Below are 24528 nucleotides of genomic sequence, written 5' to 3'. Positions count from 1 at the left end.
TGTTGTAGTGATCGAGCCAACAATCATAAGCAAATGAACTAGTACTAAAATTTTTAGTATTACACTTAAGGGCGGCAATTGATGTCGCCCTTTGTTTTACATCAAACATGCATGAAGAGCATACATTAAATGCTCAAGTTTCATTTTATTCATAGACAAAGAAGACATACACTTAGACCAGTTGATATCTTGCTGCATGTGACCCAGAGTCATGCTACCGCACAATCGGAGAACCTTATGTTTAATGCTCTAGTTCTAAATCAAGAAGACAAACGCACTATCGCTAGTATCGAGCAAATCGATGAAACACAACTGCCGGAAGGTGACGTTCTGGTTGAAGTCGATTACTCATCGTTGAATTACAAAGATGGTTTGGCGATCACAGGTAAAGGTAAAATCATCCGTAACTTCCCGATGGTACCTGGCATTGATCTAGCAGGTACGGTTGTAAGTTCTGAAGATTCGCGTTACCAAGCTGGTGATAAAGTGGTCTTAACTGGCTGGGGCGTGGGTGAAAACCATTGGGGTGGCATGGCTCAACGTGCTCGTCTAAAAGCGGATTGGCTAGTGCCACTACCAAAAGGTCTAGACAGCAAGAAAGCAATGATGGTTGGTACTGCTGGCTTCACTGGTATGCTATGTGTTCAAGCACTGCTTGATGCAGGCATCAAACCTGAAGCTGGTGAAATCCTAGTAACAGGCGCAAGTGGCGGCGTAGGCTCGGTAGCAGTAACGCTCCTAGCGCAGCTTGGCTACAAAGTTGCTGCAGTGACAGGACGTGTAGAGAAAAACGGCCCGCTACTTGAAAAACTAGGTGCTAGCCGCATAATCGACCGCACTGAATTTGAAGAACCAGCACGTCCACTTGAAAAGCAAGTATGGGCAGGTGCGGTAGATACCGTCGGCAGCAAAGTACTAGCAAAAGTACTGGCGCAAATGGATTACAACAGTGCAGTCGCCGCTTGTGGTCTTGCAGGTGGTTTTGATCTACCAACTACAGTGATGCCGTTCATCCTACGTAACGTTCGTCTACAAGGTGTGGACTCAGTAATGTGTCCAACAGAGAAACGCATCGCAGCATGGGAAAAACTGGTTGAACTACTACCAGACAGCTATTTCGAGCAAGCGTGTACTGAAGTAGAACTAGCAGAAGCACCAAAATACGCAGAAGACATCACTAACGGTCAAGTAACAGGTCGTGTGGTTATCAAACTATAAACACTGACTCAGCGTAAACAGACGAAGAGCCGGCATTGCTGGCTCTTTCTGTTAGCAGTTTAGTCCCATATCTTCGATACGCTTAGCTATTAGACGGCTACATTCTTCACGCACAATCGTTCTTAACCATTCTTGAGCAGGAGAATGCTCGCAACGCGCATGCCAAATCATCGAGTATTCAAATGGAGTAAATTGGAATGGTAATGGTTTCACCACCAAGTCATAACGCTCGGCAACCAGATACGCCAAGTCCGCTGGCACTGTGATGATAATTGGCAAGGTATCCATGATCGCCAATGCGGCTTCTAAATGATAAGCCCGCAGAACCATTTTACGCTTAGGTTTCTCCATCAAAGCTTGCTCGATCAGTGCCTTAACACCATCACTGATGGCGATCATGGCATGTGGATGGCTCAGATAATCATCCAAGCTCATTTCTTTATCCGCTAATGGATGCTGCTTTGAAAGCATACACAGCACCCCCACTCGCCCCAACACTTCACTGCGTAGCGGCTCCACCGGACCTGTCGGGCGACAAATCGCTAAGTCTGCACCTTCATAAGTGAGCTGATCTGATAAACGGTCGTGTTGCAGTGGTAAGAAGTTAAAAGACACGTTTGGCGCTTCTTGGTAAATTCTCGGCAAAGCAAACGGCAGAATGGTTTGCATGGCATAGTCGGTGGTCACGATGTTGAAAGTCTGTACGCATTGCAATGGGTCAAACTCAACCGGAGATAACAACTGACGTAAAGACTCTAATGGCTCGCCTAATGAGCGATCGATCTCTAACGCTTTCTGAGTTGGGATCAAATGCTGCCCCTGACGAGTAAACAGCGGGTCTCCCAATAAGTCACGCAGACGACCAAGCACACGACTCATTGCCGATTGACTCAAATTCAGACGTGTTGCCGCCTTACTGACACTGTTTTCTTCTATCAGTACTCGCAACGCAACCAGTAAATTTAAATCTCGGCGATAGATGTCTTCCAGTTCCACGAATTAGCCACTTATTTTGTATGTGTTTGGGTAAATTGTACTCTTCAGGCAAAAAAAATCCCGCCTTTCAGCGGGGAAGCCCAAGAAAAATGGGGATAGTGTCGGAATGAAGTGTCGATAAAAATAGGTGAGCGTTATTAAAGTATTCTGATCGAAGCAAAAAGCGCTAATTTTCTTGCTCAGATGCACCTGACCATTTGCGCATCTCGATCCAAATCCCAATAATAGTGGCAACCATGCCTACAAGAGGCGTCAAAGAGGTGTCAGCTGGCGTTCTGAGTACCAAAGCACAAAACGAGACAAAACAAAGTACGAAGTAAATCGTAAGTCTGTCTAACGCTGTTAACATTGCCTCTCCCTCGCCAGTTGTTACCAAATTGTTAATTTAAGGTAAAACAAAAAATTCCGTTTGCCAAGTGGTTATTGAATATTTTTTCAACGAACGTAGAATTCACCGCTAAGTTAGTTACGAGAATCACACTATGAGCTTTAATCCTGAACTGGCAACAAAGACATTAGAGGCGGAAGGACTGCGCTGCCCAGAGCCAGTGATGATGGTCAGGAAGACAATTCGCAACATGCAAGATGGTGAGATTTTGCTGGTTAAAGCAGATGACCCATCCACGACTCGAGACATTCCGAGTTTCTGCCGTTTTATGGATCACCAATTAATTGCAGCACAAACGGAGCAAGTTCCGTATCAGTACCTGATCAAGAAAGGATTGGAGTAATCTGGTCGAATTAAAAACGGCAGCCGATTGGCTGCCGTTTGTTTATTCATCGTATTCGAGTGTGCGAACTTCTGATTGGAGCTTGTTGAGTTGTTTTTTCATTGCCCGCATCTCTTCATGCATAGGAATGATGTGGGCTACGCGAATCCACGCCTCTACTGTTAATCCAGTAAGAACGAACGATCCTGCCACAATCGGCAACCACATATCAGTCAGTACCATCGCTAACAAGCACAGCGCCAAACCAAAGGTGAATAAATAACTCTGACTCTTTGGGGTCATCCCCATGTAACGTGTAAGCATAAACTTGCCCTCTCGCTATCATTCACACCATTAAACTACCATGACAAGTATGACACTAATATGTCATCCGTCACGCTACGGAGCGATTTTAAGTCAGAGTTTGAGCTACGCCACTAATTCGCTAGTTATTGATTATTTGCATCATTTTAACGATTGTTCGCGGATAACATTTTCCATTTTCAGGCTGCGTTATCCGCCTAAAAACATTAAAAGAAGGCCGCACCAATCGCCAACAACACGAACAAAATAGCGGTGACTTTACGAATCAACCCCAGGGGCATCTTGTCTGCTGAAAGCTTACCAATTAACACCACAGGCACATTAGCCAACAACATACCAATGGTCGTGCCAAGTATGACCCAACTCAGCGCATCCGCGTATTGCGCGCCTAGGATAGAAGTGGCGATCTGAGTTTTATCACCAATCTCAGCCACAAAGAAAGCAATAAAGCTGGCAATGAAAGGACCTCGGTTTGAAATCTGTTCGTCATCATCCAACTTATCAGGAATCAACACCCAAGCCGCCATCGCGACAAAACTGACCACCAGCACCCACTTTAAAATATCAGGTGATAAATAGTCAGCGACAACCACACCTAACCATGCAGCCAAAGCGTGGTTGGCAATGGTTGCCAAAAAGATTGCTGCAATAATTGGTATTGGTTTGCGGTAACGACTTGCGAGTAATAGAGATAGCAATTGGGTCTTATCGCCAATTTCTGCTAACGCTACAGTAGTAATTGAAATAGCTAAAACGCTCACGACATGCTCATTGGGGCAGGGATTATTATTTTTAACCGAAGACAAACCTCACGCCCCTACCCCGGTTCGTGATGATTTGTCTAAGGTCTTGCTAAACTTGAAAGGCTTCAAGTCTCGAACGCCATGGTGATTTTGCACCAATTATGTTGACGGACGAACCAGATGAAACAGAAACTTCATCAGGTAAGCTACTCCCCAAAGACAGCCGCAATTCTAGCCACCTTTGTTGCGCTTCTCAAGAGCCAAAGCAGGCAAAAACTCCCTTTTAAGAAAAATACAGCAGATAACGCGGTAAAAATTCATTAAAGGAGAAAATCGCCCACGAATTAATCAAGATTAGCTCTACTCCCATGCTCAATATCTGGTTATACTAGATTGTTAATTTATTCAACCGTAATTACTCTTTATCGCCGTTGTTAGAGTTGAAAAACTCGGCATAGATGACGAATTAACGAGTAACAAGAGAATCGCGCGAACCTGACTTATGCAAAAATACGATATCAAAACCTTCCAGGGAATGATCCTCGCGCTGCAGGATTATTGGGCTCAAAATGGTTGTACCATTGTTCAACCGCTAGATATGGAAGTGGGTGCGGGTACCTCTCACCCAATGACCTGTCTACGAGCGCTTGGCCCAGAGCCAATGTCGACAGCTTACGTACAACCTTCACGTCGTCCTACTGATGGCCGTTACGGTGAAAACCCTAACCGTCTTCAGCACTACTACCAATTCCAAGTAGCGCTAAAACCATCGCCTGACAATATTCAAGAGTTGTACCTTGGCTCCCTTGAAGTTCTTGGTATTGACCCTCTTGTACACGACATCCGTTTCGTAGAAGACAACTGGGAAAACCCAACACTAGGCGCATGGGGTCTAGGCTGGGAAGTTTGGCTAAACGGTATGGAAGTGACTCAGTTTACTTACTTCCAACAAGTTGGCGGCCTTGAGTGTAAACCAGTCACTGGCGAAATCACTTACGGTATCGAACGTCTAGCAATGTACATCCAAGAAGTAGACTCGGTTTACGACCTAGTTTGGAACATCGCACCAGACGGCAGCAAGGTGACTTACGGTGATATCTTCCACCAAAACGAAGTAGAGCAATCGACTTACAACTTCGAGCACGCAGACGTTGAATTCCTATTTGGTTTCTTCGAGCAGTGTGAGAAAGAGTGTAAAGAGTTGCTTGAGCTTGAAAAGCCACTGCCATTACCTGCTTACGAGCGCATCCTAAAAGCAGGTCACGCATTCAACCTACTAGACGCGCGTAAAGCGATCTCAGTAACTGAACGTCAGCGTTACATCTTGCGCATTCGCGATCTGACTAAGTCAGTAGCAGAAGCATACTACGCATCGCGTGAAGCTCTTGGCTTCCCAATGTGTAAGAAAGAACAAGCGTAAGGGGTAGAGAACATGGCAAAAGAATTTCTAATCGAGCTAGGTACAGAAGAGCTACCACCAACGCAACTTCGTACGCTAGCTGAAGCATTCGCAGCAAACTTCGAAGCAGAACTAAAAGGCGCTGAGCTAGCTCACGAAGGCGTGAAATGGTTTGCGGCTCCTCGTCGTCTTGCACTTAAAGTCGCGGCACTAGCAGAAAGCCAATCAGACAAAATCGTGGAAAAACGTGGCCCTGCGGTTTCTGCAGCGTTTGACGCGGAAGGCAACCCAACAAAAGCGGCTCAAGGCTGGGCACGCGGTTGTGGTATTTCTGTTGACCAAGCAGAGCGCATGGTTACAGACAAAGGTGAGTGGCTACTGTTCAAACAAGAAGTGAAAGGTCAGCCAACGTCTGACATCGTGGTTGAACTTGCAGCAAAAGCACTAGCAAACCTACCTATCGCAAAACCAATGCGCTGGGGTAACAAAACGACTCAATTTATCCGTCCAGTGAAAACGCTAACCATGCTGATGGGCAGCGACCTAATCGAAGGCGAGATCCTTGGTGTCGCTTCTGACCGCACTATCCGTGGTCACCGCTTCATGGGTGAACAAGAGTTCACTATCGATTCTGCTGAGCAATACCCTGCAATCCTAGAAGAGCGCGGTAAAGTTATGGCAGATTACGAAGCACGTAAAGCCATCATCCTAGCTGACGCACAAAAAGCGGCAGCAGAAGTTGGCGGTATCGCTGATCTAGAAGATGACCTAGTAGAAGAAGTCACGTCTCTGGTTGAATGGCCCGTAGTACTTACAGCGAAGTTCGAAGAAGAGTTCCTAAAAGTGCCTTCTGAAGCGTTGGTTTACACCATGAAAGGTGACCAAAAATACTTCCCTGTTTACGACGAAAACAAGAAGCTACTACCTAACTTCATCTTCGTATCGAACATCGAATCAAAAGAACCTCGTTACGTAATCGAAGGTAACGAGAAAGTGGTTCGTCCTCGTCTTGCTGACGCAGAGTTCTTCTTCAACACAGACCGTAAGCGTCCGCTTATCGACCGTCTTCCTGAACTAGAGCAAGCGATCTTCCAAAAGCAACTGGGTACGATCAAAGACAAAACAGACCGCATCACTGAACTTGCTGGCTACATTGCAGAACAAATCGGTGCTGACGTTGAAAAATCAAAGCGTGCTGGTCTACTAGCAAAATGTGACCTAATGACCTCTATGGTATTCGAATTTACGGATACTCAAGGTGTGATGGGTATGCACTACGCGCGCCACGACGGTGAAGCAGAAGAAGTTGCAGTCGCACTGAACGAGCAATACATGCCTCGTTTCGCAGGTGATAAACTGCCATCAAACGGCGTTTCAACCGCAGTTGCAATGGCAGACAAGCTAGACACAATCGTCGGTATCTTCGGTATTGGTCAAGCGCCAAAAGGCAGTGACCCATTCGCACTACGTCGCGCATCTCTAGGTGTACTACGTATCATTGTTGAATACGGTTACAACCTAGATCTTGTTGACCTCGTTGCGAAAGCGAAATCACTGTTTGGTGACCGCTTAACTAACGACAACGTTGAGCAAGACGTAATTGAATTCATGCTTGGTCGTTTCCGTGCTTGGTACCAAGACGAAGGCTTCAGCGTAGACATCATTCAAGCGGTTCTAGCTCGTCGCCCGACGAAACCAGCTGACTTCGACCAACGAGTTAAAGCGGTTTCTCACTTCCGTGAACTAGAAGCAGCTGAGTCTCTAGCAGCAGCGAACAAACGTGTAGGTAACATCCTAGCGAAATTCGACGGCGAACTAGCAGAAGAGATTGACCTAGCACTTCTACAAGAAGACGCCGAGAAAGCGCTTGCAGAAAGCGTTGAAGTTATGACAGAAGCGCTAGAGCCAGCATTTGCTACAGGTAACTACCAAGAAGCCCTAAGCAAGCTAGCTGACCTACGTGAGCCAGTGGATGCGTTCTTTGATAACGTAATGGTAATGGCAGACGACGAAGCACTTAAGAAGAACCGTCTGACACTGCTAAACAACCTGCGTAACCTGTTCCTACAGATCGCAGACATTTCTTTGCTTCAAAAGTAATTCATTACTCTTCGAAATGATTAAGAGATAAGTAAAAGGGAAGCGTCAGCTTCCCTTTTTTGTTGCCATCAAACGGAGATAACCTGTTCTTATTATTCATTTTGTGAACAAGGCAAAAATTTGTAGGGTGAGACGCGTTGAACTTGTTGGTGCAGAGCTCGGATTGTAGAGGCACAGTTTTGCTATAACTGGGTTGTTTATTCGGGGGAAGGACACAATGAAAAAAACAATTCTCGCACTCTCTATTGGACTATTGAGCGCCTGCAGCCAGATTCCAGAAAATGCTATCGTACTGAGCGTTGGAGACGATACAGCCGTCTTCGAACCAAACTCTAACGGCTTACTTGTCGCCGAGCAAAAACTCGAAAAAGGCAGCTATACCTTTACCATTGCTGACAGTAACACAACCTGCGGCAGCAGCTTTGCTCTAGCAGAAGAAGATCGCATCAAATTCAATCGTCCATTAAAAATGGATAATTGTGCCACAGATGCCCAAATGCCGCTGCGCATCTTCAAAGCCAACACCTATCAGTTTACGCTCAACCCAACCACTAACGAGCTAACTGTTAGGCTCAAACCCAAACAGAACCAAGACATCACCTACTCTTGCCCTGTCGCAACCGATACGCCAAAAGCCATCAACGTTGCCCAAACCTTTAATGATGGCACTGTCGTTCGCGATGCCTTAACCGGACAAGAAACTATAGTTACAGATGGCAGCGTAACCATGCAGCCGGGCCCTATGAGCCAAGGTCTGTTGTTACTAGAAGAGGTTGAGCAACAAGCAGAAAAACCTTTCAGCTGGGATAACGCGACGGTGTACTTCGTCATGACTGACCGCTTCTATAACGGCAACCCAGACAACGACAACAGCTACGGTCGCAGCAAAGACGGGAAATACGAGATTGGTACCTTCCATGGTGGTGACTTAGCGGGTCTGACGAAAAAACTCGATTACATCGAATCACTTGGTGTGAATGCTATCTGGATAACCTCACCACTGGAACAAATCCATGGCTGGGTTGGCGGCGGCGATAAAGGCGACTTTAAACACTACGGCTACCACGGCTACTACCATCAAGATTGGACCAAGCTTGATGCCAACATAGGTACCGAAGATGAACTCAGAACCTTCGTCGATACCGCGCATAAGAAAGGCATCCGCGTGATTTGGGATGTGGTCATGAACCACACTGGCTACGCAACATTAGCAGACATGCAGGAATTCGGCTTTGGTCAACTTTACCTTGATGACCAAGAAGCCAAAGAACTCCTTGGTGAAAAATGGACCGACTGGCAGCCAAAATCAGGACAAAGCTGGCACAGCTTCAACGACTACATCAAATACGGTGATAGCGAAGCGTGGGATAAATGGTGGGGCAAAGATTGGATTCGTACCGACATCGGCGAGTACGATGCGCCGGGATACAACGACATCACCATGTCTTTAAACTACCTACCGGATCTCAAAACCGAATCGACTCAGAAAACCAGCTTACCGAACTTCTTCCGCAATAAAGACACTAATGCGCAAGATGAGCTGCAAACCCCGCGTGAGCATCTGATTACGTGGTTATCCGACTGGGTACGCGACTACGGCATTGATGGCTTCCGCGTCGACACGGCCAAACACGTTGAAATGGAAGCGTGGGCAGAGTTGAAAGCCAGCACCACCCAAGCGCTTGCCCAGTGGAAGCAAAACAACCCAGACAAAGCCTTGGATGATTTACCTTTCTGGATGACAGGTGAAGTGTGGGCGCACAGCGTGGTGAAGAGCCCGTATTTCGATAACGGCTTCGATTCCATCATCAACTTCGAGTTCCAATCTGATGTGGCACCAAAAGCGCTGAAATGCTTCGCTCAACTCGATAGCGATTATCGCCGCTACGCGGAACGTATTAACTCCGATCCTGAGTTCAACGTGTTGAGTTACCTGTCTTCGCACGATACTCAACTGTTTTGGTCGGCACGCAGCCGCAGCTTCGATGACCAAGCACGCGCTGCCAATGCACTAATGCTGACGCCGGGTGCAGTGCAAATCTACTACGGCGATGAGATTGCTCGTGATTTTGGTATTACCGGTTCCGACCCTACTCAAGGTACTCGCTCTGATATGCCATGGGATAAGATTCATGGCGAACGTGAAGACTTGCTGCAACATTGGCAAAAACTCGGCGAGTTCCGTCAACGCCACCCAGCGGTTGCGCAAGGCAAACACATTACTCGCAACCAAGAAGGGTATTACGCATTCGAACGCCAATACCAAGACGACAAAGTGCTGATCGTCTACACTGGCGAATAGCCGATTCACTCCACCAGCAAGGGAAGCATTTCGCTTCCCTTTTCTGTTCACTGCTCATATCCCCATCATCTGGTCTGATGACAAACTTTTTTCTTCTTCGAGTAAATTCACACTTTGCGTCGTAATAACATTAGGGTAAGGTCAAGTATTACTCTATAAGATGATGTTTCATCAGCATTCAATACACATAAGCAATCACAATGAATTAGGTATCAGTCAGCATGCAGTTCTCAAAGTTTGGTGAAAAATTTAATCAGTATTCAGGTATCACGCAGTTAATGGACGATTTGAATGATGGTCTACGCACACCAGGTGCCATCATGCTCGGTGGAGGTAACCCAGCCGCCATTCCTGCCATGCTCGATTACTTTCACCAAGCCAGTGAGGAAATGCTCGCCAGTGGCGAACTCGTCGCCGCACTCGCCAACTACGATGGGCCGCAGGGTAAAGACGCGTTCGTGAAAGCGCTGGCTCAGTTATTCCGTGAAACTTACGGTTGGGAGATTTCAGAGAAGAACATCAGCCTAACTAACGGCAGCCAAAGTGGCTTCTTCTACTTGTTCAACTTACTCGCAGGTAAACAGCCTGACGGTTCGCATAAGAAGGTGCTACTGCCTATCGCGCCTGAGTACATCGGCTATGGTGATGCTGGCATTGATGAAGATATTTTTGTCTCTTACCACCCAGAAATCGAGCTGTTAGATAACGGATTGTTTAAATACCACGTCGATTTTGAACAGCTCACCGTCGATGATTCTGTTGCGGCAATCTGCGCATCTCGCCCAACCAATCCAACGGGTAACGTACTGACAGACGAAGAAGTGCGTAAACTGGACAAACTCGCACGTGAAAACAACATCCCACTGATCATCGATAACGCCTACGGCTTGCCGTTCCCGAACATCATCTTTGAAGATGTCGAACCGTTCTGGAATGAAAACACCATCTTGTGCATGAGCCTATCCAAACTTGGCTTGCCTGGCGTGCGTTGCGGGATTGTGATTGCGAGTGAAGAAATCACTCAAGCGTTAACCAATATGAACGGCATCATCAGCCTAGCACCAGGCAGTGTGGGTCCAGCGCTGGCAAACCACATCATCGCTAAAGGCGACCTGCTTAAACTGAGTTCAGAGGTGATTAAGCCGTTTTACAAGCAGAAGTCGCAACGTGCGGTTGAACTGCTGCAAGAAGCGATTACCGATGAGCGCTTCCGTATTCACAAACCTGAAGGGGCTATCTTCTTGTGGTTATGGTTTGATGAACTGCCAATTACGACAATGGAACTTTACCAACGCTTGAAAGCGCGTGGGGTTTTGATTGTTCCGGGTGAATACTTCTTTATTGGCCAGAAAGACGAATGGGACCACGCTCATCAGTGCTTACGCATGAACTACGTTCAAGACGATGAGATGATGCAGAAAGGTATCGCGATTATCGCGGAAGAAGTCGAAAAGGCTTACCAACAAGGTCTGTAATACGAAGCAATCGATTCGGCTACTCCAATTAAAAAGAGCGCCACTTGGCGCTCTTTCTCACTCTATAAGCAAATTACTTGCTGATTAGTTATTTTCTAGCAGGTTGTTGCCACCGATAGCAATTTTACGTGGTTGCATTGCTTCTGGAATTTCACGAACCAAGTCAATGTGTAGTAGGCCGTTTTCCATTGAAGCGCCAGTCACTTTTACATAGTCCGCTAGTTGGAACTTACGTTCAAAATCGCGCTCAGCAATGCCTTGGTACACGTAGTTTTTGCCTTCTTCTGCTTTGCGTTCGCCCTTCACAATCAACATGTTTTCGTTTTGAGTCAGATCGAGTTGGTCTTCAGAGAAGCCAGCAACTGCCATAGTAATACGGTAGTTATGCTCGTCTTTTTGCTCAATGTTGTACGGAGGGTAACCGCCAGAAGTATTTTTCGCTGTATTCGCTTCCATCAGGTTTAGCAGACGATCAAAGCCAATTGCATTACGGTATAGTGGTGAGAAATCTACGTTACGCATAAATCTATCCTCTTAATTAAGCAATAGTCTTAGCTCAGATGACCTTCATCTCACAGGCGTGTTTATGCAAAAACCAACGCCGAGCTAAGAGATTCTTATCATTCCGCAGGCCATCATTTGGCTCGGAGACATGATAGGAAATCTAAAGGTTTAAGTTGTGTGCTAAAACGCCATATCCTCTTTTGAGCGATCTCGTTTTAGCGATTCCAGAGGGCTGTCTTCTAGTCTCTAGCAAGCCAGTCATCCTCTTCACAACTAGATATAAGGTCGTCAAAAATGACTTTCAAGGGAAAAAATAAAAAATTTTAAGTGCGCTCGCTATCTCCCCAGAAAGGTCAGTTTACCCTCGCTTTGCAATCGGTATTAAAAAGCCCACCTTTCTGGTGGGCTCAATCTGCACTCTACTTGCGGGAGGATTTACGCGCTTTTACAACGCTCTTTTCTGCCGCTTTTTCCTGTTTTAACTTACGCTTTTCTTTCAGACTCAACTGCGGTTGTTTCTTGTCTTTCTTACTCATGACTTCACCTCTATTTATTGACACAACAGACAGCCACACAGCATTCTCTGCGCTGGTGGCTGCGATTGATGAACAATTTCAGTAATCACAAAGCAGCGTCGCTGATTAAAAATTTCCACTTCGAGCGCATCATTTTTAGCTCGACCTAACAATCGAGACCCCAAATAAGAATCGACCGCGAGCATACCTGTCATCGGTTGCCCCTTGCGCGAGCTGACTAACGTCATGCGATATTGATAAGCACGCTCAACATCCACTAAGCGAACCGTGTCCCCAACCGCAATACGAGCTCGGTTACGGCAATGGGCTTGTTGCTCGTAAGTTTCAAAGAGTGACAACAACCTTAGTGGTGATTGATAGGTTAAAAAGCGACTGGTTAACCACCAAGTTCGCAGCGCCAAACAGTACGCCGAGAACCAGCGTTCAAACATGATTATTTCCTTCTTAATGCCTTGTCTTACAAATAAATTCAGTGCATTGAACCGGAAGTGCATCACCTCCGGCTTAGTTCAGGAAAGTCATCACCATTTTCTCAACCTCCTTATTCATCAGCTCTTCAGCACTATAGCGAGCAGAAAAAAGAAAGCAAAAGCGCCCAAGCGAACAAAATGGCGAGAAAAAAAGAAAACAGAAATAAAATGGCAAGCTTGATCAGGTTATTGGCAGTTAGCACCAGAAAAACCAAAGTCTTGGCAGAAAGTGGCGATTTTCATTGGTGGTTAAAACAAAAAAAAGCAGCGATTTCTCGCTGCTTTTTTCTATTAAGACAAGTTGTCGTTACACGTCTAAGTTCGCTACTTTCAGCGCGTTTTCTTCGATGAAGTTACGACGAGGTTCTACTTGGTCACCCATCAATGTTGTGAACAATTGGTCTGCGCCTACCGCATCCTCAATCGTTACTTGCATCATGCGACGCGTTTCTGGGTCCATAGTCGTTTCCCACAGCTGATCTGGGTTCATCTCACCTAGACCTTTATAACGCTGACGACTCAGACCACGCATTGACTCTTTAACCAACCAATCAAGCGCTTCTGCAAAGCTTGCTACTGGCATCGTACGCTCACCACGTTTGATGTACGCGCCTTCTTCCAGAAGCCCATCCAGTGCTTCTGATAGATCAGCCAATTTGCCGTACTCTTTCGAGTTTAGGAAATCGATGCTAATTGCATGTTCGTGCGTCACACCGTGAGTACGAACCACGATCTTAGGCAAGTTTAAGCCTAGTTCTTCGTGCTGTTCAACTTCGTAGCTGTATTGGCTCGCACCCACTTCTTTCGCATTCAACTGCTCAATAAGCTGCTTCGTCCACGCTTCAACAACTGATGCGTCATGGCATTGCTCAGGCGTTAGACGAGGAGTGTAAATCAGCTCGTTTACCAAAGCACTTGGGTAACGACGGCTCATACGTTCCGCCAGTTTAATCCCCGCATTGTACTGTTGAACAAGCTTCTCTAGTGCTTCACCTGCCAATGCTGGTGCTTCTGCGTTTACGTGTAGCGATGCATTATCCAGAGCCAATGATACTTGGTATTGGTTCATCGCTTCTTCGTCTTTGATGTACTGCTCTTGTTTGCCTTTTTTCACTTTGTAAAGTGGTGGCTGAGCGATGTACACGTAACCACGCTCGATAAGCTCTGGCATTTGACGGTAGAAGAAGGTCAATAGTAGCGTACGGATGTGCGAACCATCGACATCGGCATCGGTCATGATGATGATGTTGTGGTAACGCAGCTTGTCCGGGTTGTACTCGTCACGACCGATACCACAACCAAGTGCAGTGATCAGAGTGGCCACTTCTTGCGAAGACAGCATCTTGTCGAAACGTGCTTTTTCTACGTTAAGAATCTTACCTTTTAGCGGTAGGATTGCTTGGTTCTTACGGTTACGGCCTTGTTTTGCGGAGCCGCCTGCCGAGTCACCCTCCACTATGTATAGTTCAGAGAGTGCCGGATCTTTTTCCTGACAGTCTGCAAGTTTACCTGGAAGGCCAGCTAGGTCTAGTGCACCTTTACGGCGCGTCATTTCACGAGCTTTACGCGCTGCTTCACGTGCACGTGCTGCATCGATGATTTTCGAACAAACCATCTTCGCTTCTGTCGGGTTCTCAATCAGGAACTCAGACAGTTTTTCACCCATTGCTGATTCAACCGCTGATTTCACTTCAGAAGAAACCAGTTTGTCTTTTGTTTGGCTTGAGAACTTAGGATCTGGCACTTTCACCGAAACAACCGCAGTTAGACCTTCACGCGCATCGTCGCCTGAAGTCGCTGTTTTTGCTTTCTTAGAGAAACCTTCTTTATCCATAAAGCTGTTCAATGTACGTGTTAACGCAGCACGGAAACCAGCAAGGTGAGTACCACCATCACGCTGTGGGATATTGTTGGTAAAACAGAAGATGTTCTCTTGGAAACCATCGTTCCATTGCATCGCCACTTCAACTGAAATGCCGTCTTCACGCTCTGAGTTAAAGTGGAAGATTTTTTCGATGATTGGCGTTTTGTTGGTGTTTAGGTGATCAACGAACGCTTGAATACCACCTTCATACATGAAGTGATCATGTTTGTCCGCTTCACGCTCATCAACCAATTTGATCGATACACCAGAGTTCAGGAATGACAGTTCACGCAGGCGTTTCGCCAGAATGTCATAGTGGAACTCAGTGTTAGAGAACGTCTCGGCACTTGGCCAGAAACGAATTTGTGTACCGGTTTTATCCGTATCACCTACAACGGCTAGTGGCGCTTGAGGCTCACCATGGCGGTAGGTTTGCGTATGGATATGGCCACCACGATGAATCGTTAGCTCAACTTTCTCTGATAGTGCGTTTACTACTGAAACACCTACCCCGTGAAGACCACCCGATACTTTGTATGAGTTATCGTCGAACTTACCACCCGCGTGAAGAACCGTCATGATTACTTCTGCTGCAGAGACATTTTCCTCTGAGTGGATTTCTGTTGGAATGCCACGACCATCATCGCTAACGGAAACCGAGTTATCCTCATGAATTGTCACAACGATGTCTTTACAGTGACCTGCCAACGCTTCATCAATTGAGTTATCCACCACCTCGAAAACCATGTGGTGAAGGCCGGTGCCGTCGTCCGTATCGCCGATGTACATTCCTGGACGCTTACGTACCGCATCCAGACCCTTCAGTACCTTAATACTCGATGAATCGTAATTTTCAGACATGAGTTTCTCTCTTCTAGTTTGACTCTATCCTGCCATGTTCCACATGAAACAATTTACCGTTATCGTCCAACATATCGGCGATTTGGCTTTCAGTGATAGAGCTTACAAATACTTGTGCGCCCGTCTCTTTTAAGCAGTCAGCAAGACGCTTGCGACGTTGGCTATCTAATTCCGACGCGAAGTCATCAATTAGGTAAATGCATTGTTTACCGGTCATCTCTGTCAGGTGTTGCCCTTGCGCGACACGCAATGCACACACCATGAGTTTTAATTGACCGCGTGACAGAACATCTTCAACGGGCGTTCCGTTCACTTTAATGCGCAAATCAGCTTTGTTTGGGCCACTAAAGGTGTATCCCAATGCCTGATCACGCTCAAAATTCTTTTCTAGTATCTCGTGGTATGGGGTGTCTTTATCCCAGCCACGATAATACTTCAATTGGATCTCAAATTCTGGCAAAAATGTCTGACAGATAGTTTCTGCGACGGTTTTCATCTGCTCGATGTAACTTGCTCGCCATTGGCTGATGCTTTCAGCCAATCCTGCCATTTCCTGATCCCAATAACTGAGCTCACGATAACTATTGGCGGTTTTCAACAACGCGTTGCGCTGCTTGTTCAGGCGTTTGAACCTTCCCCATGCTTGATAAAAAGCGGGCTCGGTATGAAACACGCCCCAATCAATAAACGCACGACGATGTTTAGGGCCATCTGTCAGTAAATCAAACCCTTCTGGGTGTATCAACTGCAGAGGCAGAACTTGTGCCAACTGCGCTAATTTTTGTCCAGATTGACCGCCTATTTTAACCTCTGTTGAGCCATCACGCTGCTTATTAATGCCGATAGGTAGCTCAAATTGATCCGAGTTCAAAAAACGACCATGAACAAACAGTTCATCACACTCATTTTGTATCACTCGTCCGGTGAGAGAGCTCTTGAATGAGCGGCCATGCCCAAGCAGGTAAACCGCTTCTAAGACACTGGTTTTACCGCTGCCGTTCGGCCCGATAAGAAAGTTAAAGCCTGCTGATAACTCAATATCACAGGCTTTAATGTTTCGAAACTGCTGAATGATGAGACGAGAAAGAGGCATTCAGTTGGCTTATAGACGAATTGGCATCACCACGTACATGGCACTGTCATCGTCGGCATTTTCAATCAATGCGCTAGCGTTAGCATCCGACATCGACACACGTACATTTTCACAACGCAACGTGTTCAGAACATCAAGCACATAGCTTACGTTAAAGCCGATTTCGATGGCGTCACCTTCAAAGGTTACATCAAGCATCTCTTCCGCTTCTTCTTGTTCTGGGTTATTCGCGGTTATGCGCATTTCAGTATCAGCCAGATTCACACGCACGCCACGGAATTTTTCGTTGGAAAGAATCGCAGCACGAGAAAAGGCTTGGCGCAACTCGTCACAACTTGCTATTAGGGTCTTATTGGTGCTCTGAGGCAATACGCGGCGGTAGTCAGGGAAACGACCATCAACCAACTTAGAGGTAAAAGTAAAGTTATTCACCTCAGCACGAACATTGGAGCTACCGATCTGAAGTACTACGGGCTGCTCTGGCGCATCCATCAACTTCACTAATTCTTGCACACCTTTGCGTGGCACGATGATTTGCTTCTGCGCAAAATCCGCACCTAGCTGAGTTTGCGATACCGCCATACGGTGGCCGTCCGTCGCCACGCTGCGTAGCGTGGTACCGTCAATTTCAAACAACATACCGTTGAGGTAGTAACGAACGTCTTGATTCGCCATCGAGAACTGAGTTTTGTCGATCAGCGTACGTAGATCAGCTTGGCTCAGTGATACTTCCACTTCGCTTTGCCAGTCTTCAATATTAGGGAAATCGTTCGCAGGAAGCGTTGCCAATGAGAAACGGCTGCGACCAGAGCGAACTTGTACGCGATCACCTTCTAAAACAAATGTGATGATCGCATCGTCCGGTAAACCACGGCAGATATCGAGAAACTTACGCGAAGGAACGGTAATGCTGCCCGCTTCAAAATCACCTTCTAGCGTCACTTTGCTTACTAACTCTACTTCAAGATCGGTTGCCGTCATCGACAATACGTTCTCTTCTACTTTAAGAAGTAGGTTACCTAGGATTGGCAGAGTTGGTCGGCCACCTAAAGCGCCCGAAACCTGCTGTAGCGGTTTGATTAAATGACTACGTTCAATGGTAAATTTCATGCTTGGCTCTTTACGCTGTCAGCTCAATAAATGATTTGCTTAGAATACCGTTATTCTAACCGATTACGAGGACAGGGTGCGAATCAAGTTAGAGTAATCTTCTTTAATATCGTGGCTCTCTTCACGCAGCTGCTCAATCTTGCGACACGCATGAAGTACGGTCGTATGGTCACGGCCCCCAAACGCATCACCGATTTCTGGCAAGCTGTGGTTGGTTAGCTCTTTTGCTAACGCCATGGCCAGCTGACGAGGACGCGCTACGGAACGAGAGCGACGTTTGGACAGCAAGTCCGCCACTTTTATCTTGTAGTATTCAGCCACGGTCTTTTGAATGTTGTCGATAGTAACCAGCTTCTCTTGCAGAGCAAGCAGATCGCGCAGCGCTTCACGCACAAAATCAATCGTGATTGGACGACCAGTGAAATTCGCATTAGCGATAACACGGTTCAGTGCACCTTCTAGCTCACGAACGTTCGAACGCAGACGCTTGGCAATAAAGAACGCCACTTCATCAGCAAGGTGGATTTGGTGATCTTCGGCTTTTTTCATCAAGATCGCCACACGCGTTTCAAGCTCAGGCGGCTCGATCGCAACAGTAAGACCCCAACCAAAGCGAGATTTAAGACGATCTTCAACGCCATTAATCTCTTTAGGATAACGGTCAGACGTTAAGATGATCTGCTGGTTACCTTCCAATAGTGCGTTGAAGGTATGGAAGAATTCTTCTTGCGAACGTTCTTTATTAGCAAAGAATTGGATGTCATCGATAAGGAGTGCATCCACACTGCGGTAGTAGCGTTTGAATTCTTCAATCGCATTGTTTTGCAGCGCTTTTACCATGTCTTGCACAAAACGCTCTGAGTGCATGTAGACCACTTTCGCGTTCGGGTTGTTATCCACAATCGCGTTACCCACCGCATGCAATAAGTGGGTTTTACCCAAACCCGTGCCGCCGTATAGGAATAGTGGGTTGTAAGCTGCACCTGGGTTATCCGATACCTGACGCGCCGCAGCCAAACCCAGTTGGTTCGACTTACCTTCAACAAAGTTGTCGAACTTGTGTTTTGGGTTCATGTTTGAGCGGTGATTGATCGCCGCAATCGCTTGAGCGTCGTCATCCCAGGTTTTGTGTACTGGCTTACGTGCCTGTAATTGCGCAGGTGCAGATGACTCCGCAGCCACATCTGCAGGCGTACGTGTCGGCGCTGGTTTTGGAGCAGAGACAGGTCGACTCCCCACTTCAAAGCGTAAGTTAGGAATGTCGCCACCACAGTATTCCTGTAGTAAACGAGTAATATTGTTCAGATACTTATCACGCACCCAGTCCAACACAAAGCGGTTTGGCGCGAATAGAGTGAGAGTATTGTCATTGAGCTCCGCTTGTAGCGGACGAACCCACATGCTGAATTCTGTAGCTGGTAGCTCTTCTTGAAGCTGCTGCAAACATTGCAGCCAAAGCGAAGATGACACGGTGCCCCCACTGAGTAATTGAATTATCGGAAAAGACTGGCAATTTTACCTGTTGATAACCAAGATCGCCAGCGATTGATCGACGATCCAGTGAATAAGATCCAAGTTATTCACAATTATTTCTGTAAACTTGATGAGATCAACACACCTTGCCCCAAATTTGCCCACACAACGATCCACAATTGGGCAAAATTCACAAGATCGAGTGATTGGTGATAAGTCTGTGTATTATTTTATTCCCAATGCTGATTTTGTCGATCATTTCCCCTGGTTCAGTTCGCATTTTCGTCACATTTAACATTCTTCTTCTATTATCTAATAACTCACAGGTCTAGGTTATTGCTCTTGGTTATTTATTTAATTGAGCTAACTAACAGTAGTATTTCCAACCATAAAATTATGGAGATGTATTATGAAAAACTGGATTAAGGTTGCCGTTGCAGCCATTGCACTGTCGGCAGCAACCGTACAAGCCGCTACTGAAGTCAAAGTTGGTATGTCAGGTCGCTACTTCCCGTTTACTTTTGTAAAGCAAGATAAGCTACAAGGCTTTGAAGTCGACATGTGGGATGAAATCGGCAAACGCAACGATTACAAAATCGAATACGTAACCGCTAACTTCTCTGGTTTATTTGGTCTGCTAGAAACCGGTCGCATCGATACGATCTCCAACCAAATCACCATGACTGATGAGCGTAAAGCCAAATACCTATTTGCTGACCCTTACGTTGTAGATGGCGCACAAATTACCGTGCGTAAAGGCAACGACAGCATCAAAGGTGTTGACGATCTCGCGGGTAAAACCGTTGCGGTGAACCTAGGCTCTAACTTTGAGCAACTGCTTCGTCAGTACGACAAAGATGGCAAGATCAACATCAAAACGTACGATACAGGTATCGAACATGATGTGGCACTCGGTCGTGCAGACGCGTTTGTAATGGATCGTCTTTCTGCATTAGAGCTGATTAAGAAAACTGGCCTTCCTCTGGAATTGGCAGGCGAACCGTTTGAAACCATTCAAAACGCATGGCCTTTCGTGGACAACGAGAAAGGTCGTAAGCTGCAAGAAGAAGTAAACAAAGCACTGGCTGAGATGCGCGCAGATGGTACAGTAGAGAAAATTTCCGTGAAGTGGTTTGGCGCTGACATCACGAAATAAGAACTCTTTGTACTTTAAGCCGCAAAGTGGTATCACTCTCGGACTAAAATAAACTTACGTAAAGGTGGAACTTGTTTTCCACCTTTTCTTTTCTCTAGCCTTTAGGTAAGCCGTATGGGATTTGACTTTAATTACATGTTGGAACTGCTGCCGATATTGCTGAAATATCTTGGCACTACCATGGAAATGGCGACGTGGGGATTGGTGTTTTCACTGATTTTATCCGTCATTTTAGCCAATATTCGCGTATTTAAACTGCCAGTTCTGGATCAATTAAGCCAACTGTACATCAGCTTCTTCCGTGGCACCCCTCTCTTAGTTCAGCTTTTCCTGCTTTATTACGGCTTACCACAAATTTTCCCATTGATGGTGGGTATCGACGCCTTCTCAGCAGCGGTGATCGGTTTAACGCTGCACTTTGCCGCTTATATGGCGGAAAGCATTCGTGCCGCCATTATTGGTATTGATCGCAGCCAGATGGAAGCCAGCTTATCGGTGGGTATGACGACATCCCAAGCAATGCGCCGAGTGATTTTACCTCAAGCAACGCGTGTCGCACTGCCTTCATTGATGAACTATTTCATCGATATGATCAAGTCAACGTCTCTCGCTTTCACGCTTGGTGTGGCCGAAATCATGGCGAAAGCACAGATGGAAGCCTCATCAAGTTTCCGTTTCTTTGAAGCTTTCCTTGCGGTTGCTCTTATTTACTGGGGCGTGGTGGTGATTCTGACTCGCGTACAAATCTGGGCAGAAGCAAAACTGAATAAGGCGTACGTACGATGATTAAGTTAGAAAATATTCACAAACGTTTTGGTGAGACTGAAGTGCTGAAAGGCATCGACCTCGATATTAAGCAAGGCGAGATCATCGTGATTATCGGCTCAAGTGGCACGGGTAAATCAACCTTGCTGCGTACGGTGAACTTTCTAGAACAAGCAGATGAAGGTCGTATCACGATAGATGACATCTCCGTTGATACTCAAAAACACACTAAAGCCGAAGTATTAGCGCTGCGTCGTCGAACTGGCTTTGTGTTCCAAAACTATGCCCTGTTTGCCCACATGAATGCGCGCCAGAACATTGCCGAAGGTCTAGTGACCGTTCGAGGTTGGAAAAAAGCCGATGCTCTCAAACGAGCGCAACAAATTCTGGATGACATTGGCCTTGGGGATAAAGGAGATAGTTATCCAGCGGCATTGTCTGGCGGCCAACAACAACGTGTGGGTATCGGCCGAGCGATGGCGCTGCAACCAGAACTGCTGTTATTTGACGAACCAACTTCTGCGTTGGATCCTGAATGGGTCGGTGAAGTTCTCTCATTAATGAAGAAGTTAGCTAATCAGCATCAAACCATGCTGGTGGTGACGCACGAGATGCAATTCGCGAAAGAAGTCGCTGATAGAGTGATCTTCATGGCGGAAGGCAATATCGTTGAGCAAGGTTCTCCACAGGATATCTTCGATAATCCACAAGATCCTCGTTTGAAAAAATTCCTTAACCAAGTAGGAATAGAGTAACGATCAAGCATCAGGATCGATTGATCCTTGAGATTTTACTCACACTACGTATAATCGCCCGGCCGGAATTTCGTACTCATTGAGTCATTGACACATTATGTGAGTGTGATTACAATTCCGCCTCTTTGTTGAGAGGCGTCGGTTGTCCTTCTCTATATAAAGAGCTTCTTTATATAAGAAAGCAAATACCCACGCCGGGTTTAACAAGAACCTAAAACTACTGATCAGTAAAGGTAATTATCATGAAACGCACTTTTCAACCTACAGTTCTAAAGCGCAAGCGTACTCACGGCTTCCGTGCTCGCATGGCAACTAAGAACGGTCGTAAAGTTATCAACGCACGTCGTGCAAAAGGCCGTGCGCGCCTATCAAAATAATCGCTAGTTTATTTTGAACACGTACGCGTTTAATCGGGAGTTACGTTTGTTAACTCCCGAGCATTATCAAAACGTCTTTCAGCAAGCTCATCGAGCTGGCTCGCCTCATTTCACCATCATTGCTCGCAATAACAAACTTTCTCATCCACGATTAGGTTTAGCGGTTCCAAAAAAGCAAATCAAAACGGCTGTCGGTCGTAACCGATTTAAGCGTTTGGCTCGTGAAAGCTTTCGTAACAATCAACATCAGCTTCCAAACAAAGATTTTGTTGTGATTGCGAAGAAAAGCGCGCAAGATTTAAGCAATGAGGAAATTTTTAAGTTGTTTGATAAGCTATGGCAACGCCTGTCTCGCCCTTCACGTGGATAGCCATTGGGCTCGTTTATCTGTATCGCTGGTTTATCAGCCCTTTGATTGGTCCTCGTTGCCGGTTCACACCAACCTGTTCCACTTACGCGCTAGAAGCTTTGAGAGCTCACGGTTTTGTAAAAGGATGTTGGTTATCAGGCAAACGTCTATTAAAATGCCACCCTTTGAATGAAGGGGGGTATGACCCCGTTCCACCAGTCCAAAAACAAGACAGAGATAACTAACGATGGATTCTCAACGTAATATCCTGCTCATCGGTTTGGCCCTGGTTTCTTTTTTGCTGTTTCAACAATGGCAAGTTGCAAAGAATCCAGAACCTCAAGCAGTTGAACAGGCTCAATCAAGCAGCACTCTACCTGCACCATCTTTTGCTGATGAACTTGACCCAGTTCCTGGTCAACAGCAAGCTTCTGCAAAAACTATCACAGTAACGACTGATGTTTTAACTCTGTCGATCGACACCGTTGGTGGCGATGTGGTACATGCCAACCTTAACGAATACTCTGCTGAGTTAGATTCATCAGATTCCTTTGTTCTGCTTAAAGACGCTCAAGGTCACCAATTTATCGCTCAAAGCGGTCTAGTGGGTCCTCAAGGTATCGACTTGAGCAGCACAAATCGCCCTCACTACAACGTAAGTGCAGACAGCTTCACAATGGCTGACGGTCAAGATGAACTTCGAGTTCCGATGACATTCACTGCAAACGGCATCGAATACACCAAAACTTACATCTTTAAACGCGGCAGCTACGCGCTTAATGTTGAATACGATGTAGTGAACAACTCAGGCAACAACGCAACATTTGGTATGTACGCTCACCTACGTCAAAACCTAATGGACGATGGTGGCAGCATCACAATGCCTACTTACCGTGGTGGCGCATACTCAACAGAAGATACGCGTTACAAGAAGTACAGCTTTGATGATATGCAGGATCGCAACCTGTCTCTTAACCTAGCCGATGGCCAAGGTTGGGCAGCAATGATTCAGCACTACTTTGCCGCAGCTTGGATCCCACGTAACGAACCAGGTACTAACCTATACACTCGTGTAATTGGCAACCTAGGCGACATCGGCGTTCGTATGCCAAACAAAACTATCGCAACAGGCGATCAGGCTAAGTTTGAAGCAACACTTTGGGTTGGTCCAAAACTGCAAGATGAAATGGCAGAAGTGGCACCTAACCTAGACCTAGTAGTGGACTACGGCTGGTTATGGTTCATTGCGAAGCCTCTTCATATGTTGCTTTCATTCATCCAGAGCTTTGTTGGTAACTGGGGTGTGGCAATCATCTGTCTGACCTTCATCGTTCGTGGTGCAATGTACCCACTAACAAAAGCGCAATACACGTCTATGGCGAAAATGCGTATGCTTCAGCCTAAGCTGCAAGCAATGCGTGAGCGTATCGGTGATGACCGTCAGCGTATGAGCCAAGAAATGATGGAACTGTACAAGAAAGAGAAAGTAAACCCACTAGGTGGCTGTTTACCTCTTATCCTACAGATGCCTATTTTCATCGCACTATACTGGGCGCTAATGGAATCGGTAGAGCTTCGTCACTCACCATTCTTCGGTTGGATTCATGACCTTTCAGCACAGGACCCTTACTACATCCTGCCGCTATTGATGGGTGCGTCTATGTTCCTAATCCAGAAGATGAGCCCGACAACGGTAACGGATCCAATGCAGCAGAAGATCATGACCTTTATGCCGGTTATGTTTACCTTCTTCTTCTTGTTCTTCCCATCAGGTCTCGTTCTGTACTGGTTGGTGTCGAACATCGTAACGCTTATCCAGCAAACTCTTATCTACAAAGGGTTGGAGAAAAAAGGCTTACACAGCAAGTAACCTTTTAGGAAATGATTGAGAAAGGCGGCCAAAAGGTCGCCTTTTTGTTTTTGGCTGATTACAATTCAGCTAACTAAA

23 protein-coding genes are annotated in these 24528 nt (G+C 46.3%); 13 read left to right on the top strand and 10 right to left on the bottom strand.

Translation table 11 applies throughout. From position 1 onward, the window contains the following. Positions 1 to 237 precede the first annotated feature (237 nt). Positions 238 to 1218, top strand: coding sequence for an MDR family oxidoreductase (locus tag NDJ01_RS17220; RefSeq protein ID WP_047010269.1), 981 nt, complete (start codon positions 238 to 240; stop codon positions 1216 to 1218). Between the two features lie 51 nt (positions 1219 to 1269). Here the strand turns inward: NDJ01_RS17220 and NDJ01_RS17215 are convergent, their stop codons facing one another. Next, positions 1270 to 2214 carry a LysR family transcriptional regulator gene (locus NDJ01_RS17215; RefSeq protein ID WP_005378881.1) on the bottom strand — a complete coding sequence of 315 codons (945 nt, stop codon included), beginning with the start codon at positions 2212 to 2214 and terminating at the stop codon, positions 1270 to 1272. Between the two features lie 166 nt (positions 2215 to 2380). Then, positions 2381 to 2563, bottom strand: a complete 183-nt coding sequence (locus NDJ01_RS17210; protein ID WP_258587047.1) for a hypothetical protein — start codon at positions 2561 to 2563, stop codon at positions 2381 to 2383. 133 nt (positions 2564 to 2696) lie between these two features. On the opposite strand from NDJ01_RS17210, the gene tusA reads away from it, so the two are divergent. Then, positions 2697 to 2945, top strand: a complete 249-nt coding sequence (tusA, locus tag NDJ01_RS17205) for a sulfurtransferase TusA (protein WP_005394130.1) — start codon at positions 2697 to 2699, stop codon at positions 2943 to 2945. A gap of 42 nt (positions 2946 to 2987) precedes the next feature. Here the strand turns inward: tusA and NDJ01_RS17200 are convergent, their stop codons facing one another. Together NDJ01_RS17200 and NDJ01_RS17195 are read right to left on the bottom strand one after the other, a co-directional pair. Beyond that, on the bottom strand, positions 2988 to 3248 hold the full coding sequence (locus tag NDJ01_RS17200) for a hypothetical protein (RefSeq protein ID WP_031780377.1): 261 nt from the start codon (positions 3246 to 3248) through the stop codon (positions 2988 to 2990). A gap of 206 nt (positions 3249 to 3454) precedes the next feature. After that, positions 3455 to 4009 carry a TMEM165/GDT1 family protein gene (locus NDJ01_RS17195; RefSeq protein ID WP_012841256.1) on the bottom strand — a complete coding sequence of 185 codons (555 nt, stop codon included), beginning with the start codon at positions 4007 to 4009 and terminating at the stop codon, positions 3455 to 3457. 484 nt (positions 4010 to 4493) lie between these two features. Here NDJ01_RS17195 and glyQ point away from each other — a divergent pair, with 484 nt between their 5' ends. The 4 genes from glyQ to NDJ01_RS17175 all read left to right on the top strand — a co-directional run bounded on the left by glyQ (position 4494) and on the right by NDJ01_RS17175 (position 11267). Then, positions 4494 to 5411, top strand: coding sequence for a glycine--tRNA ligase subunit alpha (glyQ, locus tag NDJ01_RS17190; protein ID WP_048625586.1), 918 nt, complete (start codon positions 4494 to 4496; stop codon positions 5409 to 5411). 12 nt (positions 5412 to 5423) lie between these two features. Next, on the top strand, positions 5424 to 7490 hold the full coding sequence (glyS, locus tag NDJ01_RS17185; RefSeq protein WP_258460204.1) for a glycine--tRNA ligase subunit beta: 2067 nt from the start codon (positions 5424 to 5426) through the stop codon (positions 7488 to 7490). Between the two features lie 217 nt (positions 7491 to 7707). Next, the gene (locus NDJ01_RS17180; RefSeq protein ID WP_258587046.1) at positions 7708 to 9792 is read left to right on the top strand and encodes an alpha-amylase; all 2085 of its coding nucleotides are present in this window, start codon (positions 7708 to 7710) and stop codon (positions 9790 to 9792) included. A 221-nt stretch (positions 9793 to 10013) separates the two neighbouring features. Then, positions 10014 to 11267: a valine--pyruvate transaminase gene (locus NDJ01_RS17175; protein WP_182034702.1), complete on the top strand. Its 1254-nt coding sequence runs from the start codon at positions 10014 to 10016 to the stop codon at positions 11265 to 11267. A gap of 84 nt (positions 11268 to 11351) precedes the next feature. On the opposite strand, the gene NDJ01_RS17170 is transcribed toward NDJ01_RS17175, so the two are convergent. The 6 genes from NDJ01_RS17170 to dnaA form a co-directional block, all read right to left on the bottom strand. Continuing rightward, entirely contained in the window at positions 11352 to 11789 is a 438-nt protein-coding gene (locus tag NDJ01_RS17170) for an Hsp20 family protein (RefSeq protein ID WP_145473403.1), read from the bottom strand. Between the two features lie 532 nt (positions 11790 to 12321). Continuing rightward, positions 12322 to 12738, bottom strand: a complete 417-nt coding sequence (locus NDJ01_RS17165; RefSeq protein ID WP_134648235.1) for a GreA/GreB family elongation factor — start codon at positions 12736 to 12738, stop codon at positions 12322 to 12324. A 346-nt stretch (positions 12739 to 13084) separates the two neighbouring features. Continuing rightward, positions 13085 to 15502 carry a DNA topoisomerase (ATP-hydrolyzing) subunit B gene (gene gyrB, locus NDJ01_RS17160; protein ID WP_005394109.1) on the bottom strand — a complete coding sequence of 806 codons (2418 nt, stop codon included), beginning with the start codon at positions 15500 to 15502 and terminating at the stop codon, positions 13085 to 13087. Between the two features lie 13 nt (positions 15503 to 15515). Further along, on the bottom strand, positions 15516 to 16595 hold the full coding sequence (gene recF / locus NDJ01_RS17155) for a DNA replication/repair protein RecF (protein WP_258587045.1): 1080 nt from the start codon (positions 16593 to 16595) through the stop codon (positions 15516 to 15518). 9 nt (positions 16596 to 16604) lie between these two features. Beyond that, positions 16605 to 17705, bottom strand: coding sequence for a DNA polymerase III subunit beta (dnaN, locus tag NDJ01_RS17150; protein ID WP_005394106.1), 1101 nt, complete (start codon positions 17703 to 17705; stop codon positions 16605 to 16607). A 63-nt stretch (positions 17706 to 17768) separates the two neighbouring features. Continuing rightward, complete coding sequence (dnaA, locus tag NDJ01_RS17145) at positions 17769 to 19175, bottom strand: chromosomal replication initiator protein DnaA (protein ID WP_005378835.1); 1407 nt, start codon at positions 19173 to 19175, stop codon at positions 17769 to 17771. Positions 19176 to 19587: 412 nt separating this feature from the next. On the opposite strand from dnaA, the gene NDJ01_RS17140 reads away from it, so the two are divergent. The 7 genes from NDJ01_RS17140 (at position 19588) to yidC (ending at position 24450) form a co-directional block, all read left to right on the top strand. Next, entirely contained in the window at positions 19588 to 20334 is a 747-nt protein-coding gene (locus tag NDJ01_RS17140; RefSeq protein WP_005378831.1) for an amino acid ABC transporter substrate-binding protein, read from the top strand. Between the two features lie 114 nt (positions 20335 to 20448). Further along, complete coding sequence (locus NDJ01_RS17135; RefSeq protein ID WP_005378829.1) at positions 20449 to 21120, top strand: amino acid ABC transporter permease; 672 nt, start codon at positions 20449 to 20451, stop codon at positions 21118 to 21120. Next, positions 21117 to 21854, top strand: coding sequence for an amino acid ABC transporter ATP-binding protein (locus NDJ01_RS17130; RefSeq protein ID WP_005378827.1), 738 nt, complete (start codon positions 21117 to 21119; stop codon positions 21852 to 21854). Before NDJ01_RS17135 ends, NDJ01_RS17130 begins: the two co-directional genes overlap by 4 nt. Before the next feature lie 242 nt (positions 21855 to 22096). After that, positions 22097 to 22231: a 50S ribosomal protein L34 gene (rpmH, locus tag NDJ01_RS17125; RefSeq protein WP_005378825.1), complete on the top strand. Its 135-nt coding sequence runs from the start codon at positions 22097 to 22099 to the stop codon at positions 22229 to 22231. Positions 22232 to 22277: 46 nt separating this feature from the next. Beyond that, positions 22278 to 22601 carry a ribonuclease P protein component gene (rnpA, locus tag NDJ01_RS17120; RefSeq protein ID WP_005394102.1) on the top strand — a complete coding sequence of 108 codons (324 nt, stop codon included), beginning with the start codon at positions 22278 to 22280 and terminating at the stop codon, positions 22599 to 22601. Next, the gene (yidD, locus tag NDJ01_RS17115; RefSeq protein ID WP_005378822.1) at positions 22568 to 22825 is read left to right on the top strand and encodes a membrane protein insertion efficiency factor YidD; all 258 of its coding nucleotides are present in this window, start codon (positions 22568 to 22570) and stop codon (positions 22823 to 22825) included. Before rnpA ends, yidD begins: the two co-directional genes overlap by 34 nt. A 2-nt stretch (positions 22826 to 22827) precedes the next feature. Further along, positions 22828 to 24450, top strand: a complete 1623-nt coding sequence (gene yidC / locus NDJ01_RS17110) for a membrane protein insertase YidC (protein WP_005383834.1) — start codon at positions 22828 to 22830, stop codon at positions 24448 to 24450. Positions 24451 to 24528 lie beyond the last annotated feature (78 nt).

This window comes from Vibrio sp. HS-50-1, from assembly GCF_024747315.1.
Lineage (GTDB): Bacteria > Pseudomonadota > Gammaproteobacteria > Enterobacterales > Vibrionaceae > Vibrio > Vibrio diabolicus.
This window is presented reverse-complemented; position numbering and strand designations above follow the sequence as displayed.